1 protein-coding gene is annotated in these 331 nt (G+C 47.7%); it reads left to right on the forward strand.

Annotated features, from left to right (window positions below):
- Positions 1–331: Ig-like domain-containing protein (locus E2R67_RS16545; protein ID WP_134292030.1), on the forward strand; the 331-nt coding region annotated here is incomplete at both ends.

Here is a 331-nt window from a genome sequence, read left to right on the forward strand (position 1 = left end):
ACTAGCACACAAACGATCACAGTGAACGTTACGGAAGTGAACGATGCGCCTGTGATTGATGTCGTCAGCACAACAGTTACAGAAGATACCGCGACTATCGTGGCAACGGATTCTGATGTGGATGGGACGATCACTGAGAGTAGTTTAAGTGCTGACAATGGTAGCGTTAGTTTAGATGCGAACGGTAATATCACGTACACACCAGATGCCAACTTCGTCGGTGAAGATTCGATTTCAGTCTCGGTGACCGATAACGATGGGGCAACTAGCACACAAACGATCACAGTAAGCGTCACGGAAGTGAACGATGCACCTGTGATTGATGTCGTGA

This window comes from Psychromonas algicola (assembly GCF_004378355.1).
Taxonomy (GTDB): Bacteria; Pseudomonadota; Gammaproteobacteria; order Enterobacterales; family Psychromonadaceae; genus Psychromonas.